Genomic DNA, 10,033 nt, shown 5'->3' with positions numbered 1-10,033 from the left:
CCATCAGGGCTTCGAAATAGTCCTTGCCGCCAACTTCGCGCATGAACTTGGTCGAGAAGTTGCAGTGCATGCCCGAGCCGTTCCAGTCGGTGTCGCCGAGCGGCTTGCAATGGAACTCGATGTCGATGCCGTACTGTTCCGTCAGACGGAGCAGGAGGTAACGGGCCATCCAGATCTGGTCGGCGGCGCGCTTGGAGCCCTTGCCGAAAATCTGGAATTCCCACTGGCCCTTGGCGACTTCGCCGTTGATGCCTTCGTGGTTGATGCCGGCAGCAAGGCACTGGTCGAGATGCTCTTCAACGATCTCGCGAGCAACTGCACCGGCATTCTTGTAGCCGACGCCGCAGTAATACGGACCCTGCGGAGCCGGGTAACCCTGTTCCGGGAAGCCGAGCGGACGGCCGTCTTCGTAGAAGAAATATTCCTGCTCGAAGCCGAACCATGCATCTTCGTCGTCGAGGATGGTTGCGCGGCTGTTGGACGGATGCGGCGTGACGCCATCCGGCATCATGACTTCGCACATGACGAGCGCACCGTTCGTGCGGGCCGGATCCGGATAGATCGCGACCGGCTTCAGCACGCAATCCGAGGAGCGGCCTTCGGCCTGCATCGTCGACGAACCGTCAAAGCCCCAGAGCGGCAGCTGCTCGAGCGTCGGGAAAGCGTCGAATTCCTTGATCTGCGTCTTACCGCGCAGGTTCGGGACGGGGGTGTAACCGTCGAGCCAGATGTACTCGAGCTTATACTTGGTCATTGGCCAGCCTCTCAGATGGATCGATTGTTCGGATCAACTTCAGCAGAGAGGAAAAACTTTGCGCGACGATGACAACTTTCGGGTCTCTCATTGCATGGGTAATAAATTCTTGGGAGCATCAAAAAATCATTTCCTTCGGTATCTGCTTGCGAGAATTCATCCAAAAGAGGCCAGTGCACGCCTCAATGGCCATATTCCGATTAAGCCGTGCCATCTCAATCTCTGGTGAACGGCGTCGTGGCCGCACGTAGTCGCAGAAGCCATCGCGGCCTGAGCAGGTTCAGCTGCGGTTTCATTGCAATCGAAATGACAGGACCTCCAATAAAACACTGCTGCAACATTGGTCGGCTATGCTCGCTCTCGAACACAAGACTTTTAGAATGCATTAGGAGAGCGAGCTTGACCTCGGAAGCCAAGTTTCAAATGCCTACCACGAATACAGGATATTACGAGCAGGTCGGTGAGCGTGCGACACAGCCATTCGCGACGACTGCTCTCAACGGATTCATGCCCATTGATGGCCTATCACTTCTCGACGTGGGCGCCGGAACTGGGGGATTGGCCGTCGCTGCAGCCAGCCGTGGTGCCCATGTGACTGCAATAGACATCAACACAACTATGATTTTGCGCTGTCAGGAGCGCCTCAAATCATTCGATTTATGTTCGGCCGAGGTTATGGATTTCTGCGAATTAAAGTTTGCGGCTTCAGCATTCGATATTGCAGTGTCAAACTTCGGAATCTTGGCCTATCTGAATTGGCAGGCTGGACTTGCCGAGATGGTGAGGGTCACGAGATCCAATGGACATATAGCGCTTGTAATGTGGACACATGGACATGATTGCTCTCCGGCCCACGTGATGAAAAGGGTTTTCAACGAGTTATTCCCGGACCGCGAAATATGGCCAAGCGGAATGTTTCCGGCATTTTCGGAAGATAGCCTCAAAGCCCACCTCGCTCGGGCCGGTTGTTACGGAATCGATGTCCAGTTTGTAAGTTCTGAGTGGATTCCATTGCGATCAGAACATGCCGTTGCAGAGTGCGTTCCTATGTTCAACGGTTTTCCAGGCTTCGCAGCCTTGTCAGGCGATGAGCTCGCGTTGGTTATCGCAGAGCTGGAAATGGCATTTCGCGCTTATGCGGACCGGGAGGGAATCATTCGGCTTCCAACAAAAGCATTCCTGGTTACCGCAAAGAAGATGTAGGTTTTCGCGAAAAGGTGGCCCAGCACGGAGCTGTTCAAGGGTGTTCTACGAGGTCGCTCAATAAGGATCTCGGAAGCGATGTCTCACAACACCCAAGCGTCAGGAGTTTAGCGAATCGTGAGATCGTGCCGGGTCAAGCGATCTGTCACCGCTTCTGAAGGTTCGTGGCTACCTGCTGCTTGAAGTTTCGGGTTACCACTGAGTGGTCATCCGGATGTGTCGCTACCGCAAGTCTTGCGCGGGGGGCATCACCAATGATTGGCAAGAAGACGACGCCTGGAACATTGATCGCAGAAAGAGGCGCTGGGACGATCGAAACACCGAGCTCCACGGCCACGAGATTAGCGATTGAAGTGATTTGAGGAGCGATTTGTCCGATGACTGGGTCAACGCCAGAGCGCCTGAATCCCTCAATAACTTCATCGTAGAGATCGGGTCCCAGCTCTCTTGAATGGAGAACGAGCGGCTCGTCTTGCAGCGAGCTGAGGGGAATTGCGTACTCCTTCGCCAAACGATGACCAGTGGGCAAAACCACCATCATAGGCTCCTCAGCCACCATTGTGATTTTAATGCCATCGGGGGAGGTTGGCCCTGGTCGAATAAAGGCAGCGTCGATGGAGCGGCTTCTGATCTGATCCAACAGCTGGCGAGTGTTCAGTTCGGCCAAAGTGAGTGCCACGCTCGGATATGCTTTCCGGAAGGAGCGGATGATCTTGGGCACTAGCTCATTGAATGCCGCGGACCCGGTGAAACCGATCCGAAGTCTGCCGAACTCACCAGCGGCACCTCGCAAGGCCATCTGCTTAGCGAATTCTACCTGCCTGAAGATCACGATCACCTCAGCGAGGAAAGCCTCACCGGCCTCCGTCAATGCCGCTCCTCGTGGCAAACGGCGGAAGAGCTGAACTTCTAGCTCGTCTTCGAGGTCCTTTATCTGACTACTGAGTGGAGGCTGAGCAATACCGATACGCTCGGCGGCGCGCCGAAAGTTCCCCTCCTCCGCAACGGCGATGAAATACCTGAGATGCCTAAGCTCCACACTTTCCTCCAACTGATACATAAAATGTATCATAATAAACTTTCGATATATTGGATCTCTTGTAATCGAGCGCCGCATATTTCCGTCAACAACTTGAAAGGAACAGTATGACGGATCAACAGGCGAAGCACCCCTACGTAGGTACGTGGGTTACTGAAGACGGGCATATCCGGCAGGAATTAAAGTCTGACGGGCGCTACGACGAAGCAAGAGGCAACAAGAAGAGTGCCTACCAAGGCCGCTATGAGATCAGCGGAAGCCATATCGAATATTGGGATGACACCGGCTTCACAGCCAACGGCGATTTCATTGACGAAATCCTTCACCATGTCGGCATGCGGTTCCACCGGGAAACCTAACCGACCAAAAGCCATCAGACGATTTTAATAGCCGGGCCCCGAGCGGGCCAACCTCGGAAGCGAAAAAAGCGATGATAAAAGTAATCAACCCAGCAGATGGTAGCCTCGTTGGCGAGGTTCCGCACCACTCAATCGACGACGTTAAAGCGGCGATCGATCGCACTTGTGAAGCGTTCCCCGCATGGTCGCGGAAACTGGCAAAGGAAAGAAGTGATCTTCTTCGTCGCTGGTTCGAGCTGGTCCGTAATGACAAACGCATATTTGCGGAGATTATGGTCAAGGAGAACGGGAAATGCCTTTCCGAGGCCATGGGCGAAATCGACTACGGTCTCGGCTTCATTGAATGGTATGCCGAGGAAGCAAAGCGGATCTACGGCGACACGATTCCAACACATGCTGACAACGCAGCCGTTCTGGTCGTAAAGGAGCCAGCCGGACCGACCGCTTCGATCACGCCATGGAACTTCCCATTCATGATGATCGCTCGTAAGATTGCAACTGCGCTCGCTGCGGGTTGCACGATGATCATCAAGCCGTCCGAAGAAACACCGCTCACGGCCTATAAGCTGCTCGAGTACGCTCGTAAAGCTGGCATTCCAGAAGGCGTCTTTGAGATGGTCACAGGCGACCCGAGAGAAATCGGTCCGCTCTTCACAGGCGACGATCGCATCCGCAAGATATCGTTCACCGGTTCCACCGCCGTCGGCAAGCTTCTGGCAGAAGCCAGCGGCAAGAACCTCAAGAAGATGACGCTGGAACTTGGCGGCAACGCTCCGTTCATTGTCTTCGGCGATGCGCATTTCGACGACGCTGTCGCAGGCATAGTTGCAGCGAAGCTTAGAAATTCGGGGCAGGTCTGCATCTCGCCGAACCGCATTTACGTGCACGCCAGCATCTACGATCGGTTTGTCGCGGCGGTCGTTGAACGAGTAGCCCAGATCAAAGTCGATCAGGGAATGCAAGACGAGTTTGTTGTTGGGCCGCTCGTCAACAAGACCGGGTTTGACAAGGTCGCTGGTCTCGTCGACGAGGCAACGGCTGCCGGCGCACGGGTTGTTCTTGGAGGGAAGGTACACGAGAAGGGCGGCCTGTTTTACGCGCCGACGATCCTGACCGAAGTCACCGACGACATGCGGGTGGCTCAGACAGAAATCTTTGGACCGGTTTTCCCAATCTATCGCTTTAATAGCGAGGACGAAGTCGTCCGGCGTGCCAACAGTTCCGAGTACGGCCTTGTGGCCTACGCCTACACAAAAGACCTTGCCCGTGCGTTCCGCCTGTCGCGCAACATCGAGGCCGGCATGGTCATCTTGAATTCGCCTTCCGTCGGAACGGCATCAGTTCCGTTCGGTGGTGTCAAGCACTCCGGCTTCGGCCGTGAGGGCAGCTATTACGGCATCGAAGAATATGTCGAAGTCAAGTACGTCCTCATGGCGAGTCTAGATCGCTAAGCAAAGACTGTCGACGGCGGCGGCTACGCCGCCGCTTTCACCCATAAAACCTCTCGTCTGCCCGCAGAGGCGTTTTCCAGGACATCGAAAATGAGTGAACAACTCGATCCTCCGAGGCGGCAGGTGCTTGCTATGGCGGTTACCACCGGTGCTACGATCGCGAATGTTTATTATTGCCAGCCTATTCTCTCGCAGATCCGTGATGCTCTTGCGTTAACGGACGAGCAAGCGGGCATCCTCCCATTCCTCACTCAAATCGGGGTTGGTTTCGGCCTTTTCTTCCTCGCGCCGCTGGGCGATATGATCGACCGAAAGAAACTGGTCATCTGCTTGGAAATTCTCCTCTCCCTTGCGCTAGCCGGGATGTCAATGGCGGACGATTTAGTGGAAGTCGCTGTTGCAAGCCTAGCAGTCGGCGTATTTGCAGTCGCTGTTCAAATCGTAGTTCCAATGGCTGCGTCTATAGCCACCGCGAAAACTAAGGGGAGAATCATCGGCGCAGTCTTCACTGGTACACTTTGCGGAATATTGGCGTCACGGATCATCTCAGGCTATGTAACCGATATGCTAGGTTGGCGTTGGGTCTACGCAGGCTCTGCCGCCGTATCTCTGCGCATTTCTGTCCTGGTCCATCGCACCTTCCCGCGTCAACTTGGCCAACATAGCGGCACCTACTTTTCGCTGATGATATCGACTGTTCGGCAGTTTGGTCGGTTCGCAAAGCTTAGGCGCATTTCGCTGCTTGGAGCATTTGTATTTGGCGCTTTCTGTTCCTTTTGGACAACCCTCACCTTCCATCTCAGCACGACACCATTCTCCTACAGCAGCGGACAGATTGGTCTATTCGGCCTCGTCGCTATAGGCGGGACGCTTGTCGCTCCGATCGTCGGACGTATCGCAGATCACAGCAGTCCGGAGCGGACCCAGGTCATCACGGTCTCGATCATGATTTTCGGCATATTATGTGCCCAACACTGGACAGATTCAGTACTCGCTTTCATCGTCGCCACATTTCTCCTCGATGTCGGGGTACAGGCGACCCAAGTCAACAACCTGGCGCAAATCTACCGCTTGGATGAGGCAGCTCATAGCCGCATCAACACCGTATTTATGGTCATTTTCTTCCTCGGCGGGGCAATCGGATCCTATTGCGGAGTTTGGGCCTGGAGCGCCGGTGGCTACACGCTGGTCTCCTATCAGTTGTTGCTCTTCGGTGTGATTGCGTTAGCGATCGCCATCTTTAATTTGAGAGCTCAAAGGAGAATTTAAAATGCCGCGCCTAGAAAACAACGATTTCGAAGAACGCCTGCGCACCGTCGAGGACAAGCTCGCAATCTACGAACTTATCGCGGCCCATCCCCTGAGTGCAGACACCGGTCACTCGAGATATACGCGCAATGTATACAGGGACGATGGAGTGTTCGATCGTGGCCCGACGCTTGACGGAGCGAAAGGGGCGTCCGAGATCGCAGCTTTCATCGAGCGACCTGAACACCACGAAGCAATCAATCGCGGCTTGGCGCATTTCGTCAGTCTTCCACTTGTAGATCTGCGCGGCGATTTCGCTGTAGTCACCTCTTACCTGCTAATTATTCACCTCGACCAAGATGGGGACGCACGCCCGTTACCCAATCATGGCGTCTCGACCGGATATCGCATCCATCGCACCGTGGTTAATCGTTGGGAGCTGGGACGGATCGAAAATCGCTGGAAAGTCACGAAACGCACATTGTTGCCCGTGGATGGATCCCAAGCACATCAGGATCTATTGCGCCGCGGTCTCGATGATTTGTACTTCACTTAAGACATGAAACGACGGCTGCCGCGCCTTCTTGGGGACCTGGCAGCTCCAAGCTGACCCATGAGGGAAATACACGTCTGGTTGAGTTGGAATTTGTAGCGGACCGATAAAGGCGGCCGACTGGCATCGCGGTTCCCAAATCGAATGATCGATGCGTTTGCTACCCCTCAGCGTCCGATTGGAACAACACGAACGGTGCAGAACAAACTGCGAGTGGCAACCAATATGGCTGGGCCACACCAATCTCTGCGGCGGCGCGCATTTTGCTTTCGTCCTCCAGGCGAAATCGTGGTGTTGCCCGGCCAATCATCACCAGCAAGAGATGGGGGTCGAACTCCTCCACGGCATCAGGTTCGCCGGTCCGTTGGTGTTGAGCCAACGGCGGTCCCGCAAGCGTGAAATTTATGACTAGGTTTTCGAGAAACCGCTACGTACGTGTGACATGAACTTTCATAACAGAGGAGCAATTACGGGAACGTAAACCGCGCTGGTTTACGCCATTTGGAGAACTGGAATGAAACGTCTTATATTTTGTGCCATAATAGTATCAGGTGCTGCTTCTGGAGTTGCTGTGAGCGGCGACAAAGAGACAGTCGTCACAAAAATCGCGCAAGTTTCATCAACTATGTCAGGTCAGCCTCTCACCCTGCCCCCGGGCGAGATCGACCTGATAGCGAGCGATTTCCTGATCCCCCCGGACCAAACCCTCCCTGTGCACAGGCATCCATATCCCCGTTATGCATACGTACTATCCGGGCGACTTGCAGTGACTAATCTCGTTACAAACGAGACAAAGTTCTTCGGAAAGGGCGAGATAGCTGTCGAAAGCTTGAACCAATAGCATCAAGGGAAGAATGCTTCGTCCGAACCGCTTGAACTGATTGTGTTGGATCAGGTTCCGCATGGGCAGTCAAACACCGAGCTTCGCAAGGATAAGTGAGAGCCGGCACCTTACCCTAGCATATGACCCAATGAATTCAGATACATCCATACCCCGGCGGGGGAGGATTACAGCGACTTTTTCATCTCATCGTCGGCACGGCTCGCCTCCCAGCGGTCTTGCGACGGTGAGATGCATGCGCGTTGCATCATCGCTGGGCGGAACCGAAGACGGCCAAACTCGCCCTACTGGACTTTGCGAGAATTACCGAATGCAAGGTGAATGTCTTCAGAGCACTCGCTCCTCTCGATGTTCTGTCGACGCTGCTCGTGTGTACTCGTGAAGGCATCCTCAAGCAGACCACATACCTGGCCGAGATCCTGCCGGGAATTGATTTGTTCAAATTGACCATACGCAGTCTAGTGGACTGTATGGGTCGAAATCTTATAAGGGTTAGTAACGAAGTCCCTTTGTCGTTGGGGGCAGGAATATGGTGAAAACCGCCTTGTGCAGTCCATCTGCTCGTTTTTCGCGAAAACACTTATCTGGCCGTGAGCTAATGCCCCACGTCCTGCGTCTGCACTTTAATCTGCCGGTCATCCCGCCATTCCCGAGCAAATGCCGCCGCGCGATTGTTGAAGCCTTCGTAGCCTAGGTTCACCAGGTCGGCATGCAAATGCTTTATCATCCGCTTCCGACTTTCGCTTTCCCCGAGGTTTTGTCGTGTTCGAACCGCAGGATATTCGCTGGCTTACAGTTGTCGAACAAGCTGATGGATGAGTGCCTGTGTTAAGGTGCGACCGAGCCCTTACGCAGCAGATAATCCCGGCGGAAAGCAGAGATGATTGACACAATTTCGCGCCTCCTCCGAGTTGTGCACGCGCTTCAGGCCGGGGAATAAAGTGGACCGACACTGCTGGTGAGCGTTGAGTCATCGTTCGCCTCGAATCGAAAGCGACCAATTGACTCCCTACCAACTGAAAGGTATGCCAGCGCAATGCTCCTCTTTGCATGTGAAGGAGATTCATAGCGGGTGAATAAGGCTGCTATCCCCTCGTCGCGTCGTCACAAAGCCGCGGCCATTTTCCTAGACTGGGGGCCCATAGTTTCCTAAAATGTTATTGTGGTGTGAATGTGCATAATATTCTTCTAGTTGAGAGCAGCGATTTTTTTCGTAGCTATTTTACCAATATTTCTTCGAGGCAAGGGTTTGAATTTATTAGCGTAACAGCTGGCGATCCGCTTCGGCGTGTGATGAACGAAGAGCCAATTGACCTCTTCATCGTCGATGTCAGTCATGGGTCGAAGGAAGATGGACTTGAGACCGTTAAACTCATATCTCAAACGAACGAAGCTCCGATCATTGTAGTGAGTGCTGATCGGCTCGATGAGATCGACAAAGTTCTTGGCCTGGAGCTGGGCGCGTCTGATTACATAGCTTGGCCATGCGGGCAGAGCGAACTCCTCGCACGTATACGAGTCGCACTGCGCACAAGACAAACACGCGAGGGCGATCTATCAGGATTGGAAATCTACGAATTTGGCGGCTGGAAGGTCGACGTAAAAGCTCGCCATTTGTTCGACAGCGTTGGCCAGCTGGTTAAGCTAACCCTGAGCGAGTTCAACGTTCTGCTTGCATTTTTGCAGAACCCCCAAAAGGTTCTTTCTCGCGAGCAGTTGCTTCGCGCGACGCGGGTGAATGAGGGAGGAATTTTCGATCGGAGTGTCGACGTGCTTATTTCGCGGCTTAGGCGCAAGTTAGAAGCCGGACCGTGGACGTCCTGCCCCATCCGAACGGAGCGCGGACTCGGATATGTGTTAGAGAGCAATGTAACAGTGGACCATCGCGAGCGCCCGAGGCCGGCGGTTTATCCGAGCGATCTCTCTGTTTCCAGACCCTTGAAGCACTAGGCGCTACCGACTGGCCATACGCGGGTTGACAGACCTGCAGATCAGCAAACCAGGTAAGACGCATGCTTACGCGTTCGGCTGCTGCTTTCCAGCCTCTATGACTTGGCGTCAAAGGGCTGTTTCGAGGTTGTGCGAGGATTTGAACGCGCCCTAGCTCTGGCTGGTTTCAACGCAAAGCAACTGACCACCAGCGGGCTGGTCAAAAGCGCCGCTAGCACGCAGTGCTACAATTCCATTTGAAACAGTTGCGTCAAAAATTGAAGCCGCTGTGCAAATCAGACAGACTATGACTGGGAAATAGCGCGCTATACGTAAGCGCGATTTTCCATGCACATTGACGTAGGCGGCAGCACCGGAGCGGCCTCGTTTGCGAAGCGATATCCGGGTCTATCAATTGGCTGAGGTTTTGGAGAAGCTGAACGGAAGCAGGTCGTCGATGTCGTCGGCTTCGTGGCGTTGAGGCAACTCGGTGAGCACGTGGCGCAGCCAGGTAAGTGGGTCAACGCCACAGGCGCGGCAGGTCAGCATCAGACTGTAGATCATAGCGCTGGCTCTGGCTCCGTCAGCCGTATCGCTGAACAACCACGATTTTCTTCCGGTCGCAAAAACTCTGATGTCGCGTTCCAGAATGTTGT

General features: G+C 54.2%; 10 protein-coding genes. 7 read left to right on the top strand and 3 right to left on the bottom strand.

Annotated features, from left to right (window positions below):
• Positions 1-754: glutamine synthetase beta-grasp domain-containing protein (locus BM216_RS33150; protein WP_093004673.1), on the bottom strand; the 754-nt coding region annotated here is incomplete at its 3' end.
• A gap of 399 nt (positions 755-1,153) precedes the next feature.
• On the opposite strand from BM216_RS33150, the gene BM216_RS33145 reads away from it, so the two are divergent.
• Entirely contained in the window at positions 1,154-1,957 is an 804-nt protein-coding gene (locus BM216_RS33145) for a class I SAM-dependent methyltransferase (protein WP_177231034.1), read from the top strand.
• 145 nt (positions 1,958-2,102) lie between these two features.
• Here the strand turns inward: BM216_RS33145 and BM216_RS33140 are convergent, their stop codons facing one another.
• A complete protein-coding gene (locus BM216_RS33140) occupies positions 2,103-3,017 on the bottom strand; it encodes a LysR family transcriptional regulator (RefSeq protein WP_348272035.1) in 915 nt (304 codons plus the stop codon).
• Between the two features lie 86 nt (positions 3,018-3,103).
• On the opposite strand from BM216_RS33140, the gene BM216_RS33135 reads away from it, so the two are divergent.
• The 6 genes from BM216_RS33135 to BM216_RS33100 all read left to right on the top strand — a co-directional run bounded on the left by BM216_RS33135 (position 3,104) and on the right by BM216_RS33100 (position 9,398).
• Entirely contained in the window at positions 3,104-3,355 is a 252-nt protein-coding gene (locus BM216_RS33135; protein ID WP_093004667.1) for an Atu4866 domain-containing protein, read from the top strand.
• A 71-nt stretch (positions 3,356-3,426) separates the two neighbouring features.
• Positions 3,427-4,806 (top strand): NAD-dependent succinate-semialdehyde dehydrogenase, encoded by a 1,380-nt coding sequence (locus BM216_RS33130; protein WP_093004664.1) that lies wholly within the window; start codon positions 3,427-3,429, stop codon positions 4,804-4,806.
• A gap of 90 nt (positions 4,807-4,896) precedes the next feature.
• Positions 4,897-6,075, top strand: coding sequence for an MFS transporter (locus tag BM216_RS33125; RefSeq protein WP_093004661.1), 1,179 nt, complete (start codon positions 4,897-4,899; stop codon positions 6,073-6,075).
• 1 nt (position 6,076) lies between these two features.
• The gene (locus BM216_RS33120) at positions 6,077-6,610 is read left to right on the top strand and encodes a nuclear transport factor 2 family protein (protein ID WP_093004658.1); all 534 of its coding nucleotides are present in this window, start codon (positions 6,077-6,079) and stop codon (positions 6,608-6,610) included.
• Between the two features lie 511 nt (positions 6,611-7,121).
• Complete coding sequence (locus BM216_RS33110; RefSeq protein ID WP_093004652.1) at positions 7,122-7,448, top strand: cupin domain-containing protein; 327 nt, start codon at positions 7,122-7,124, stop codon at positions 7,446-7,448.
• Between the two features lie 1,173 nt (positions 7,449-8,621).
• Positions 8,622-9,398 carry a winged helix-turn-helix domain-containing protein gene (locus BM216_RS33100; protein ID WP_143102950.1) on the top strand — a complete coding sequence of 259 codons (777 nt, stop codon included), beginning with the start codon at positions 8,622-8,624 and terminating at the stop codon, positions 9,396-9,398.
• Between the two features lie 390 nt (positions 9,399-9,788).
• Here the strand turns inward: BM216_RS33100 and BM216_RS33095 are convergent.
• Positions 9,789-10,033 (bottom strand): transposase domain-containing protein (locus BM216_RS33095; protein ID WP_143102949.1); only part of this gene is annotated, 245 nt, incomplete at its 5' end.

Origin of the sequence: Rhizobium sp. NFR07 (assembly GCF_900111905.1) — a bacterium.
In the GTDB taxonomy this organism is placed as follows: Bacteria; Pseudomonadota; Alphaproteobacteria; order Rhizobiales; family Rhizobiaceae; genus Neorhizobium.
Note: the sequence above shows the minus strand (reverse complement) of the source record. Positions and strands in the feature narration are given on the sequence as shown.

Coding starts and splice junctions, on each gene's coding strand:
- BM216_RS33140 (WP_348272035.1), bottom strand. CDS start 3,017: ATGTATCAGTTGGAGGAAAGTGTGGAGCTTAGGCATCTCAGGTATTTC.
- BM216_RS33135 (WP_093004667.1), top strand. CDS start 3,104: ATGACGGATCAACAGGCGAAGCACCCCTACGTAGGTACGTGGGTTACT.
- BM216_RS33130 (WP_093004664.1), top strand. CDS start 3,427: ATGATAAAAGTAATCAACCCAGCAGATGGTAGCCTCGTTGGCGAGGTT.
- BM216_RS33125 (WP_093004661.1), top strand. CDS start 4,897: ATGAGTGAACAACTCGATCCTCCGAGGCGGCAGGTGCTTGCTATGGCG.
- BM216_RS33120 (WP_093004658.1), top strand. CDS start 6,077: ATGCCGCGCCTAGAAAACAACGATTTCGAAGAACGCCTGCGCACCGTC.
- BM216_RS33110 (WP_093004652.1), top strand. CDS start 7,122: ATGAAACGTCTTATATTTTGTGCCATAATAGTATCAGGTGCTGCTTCT.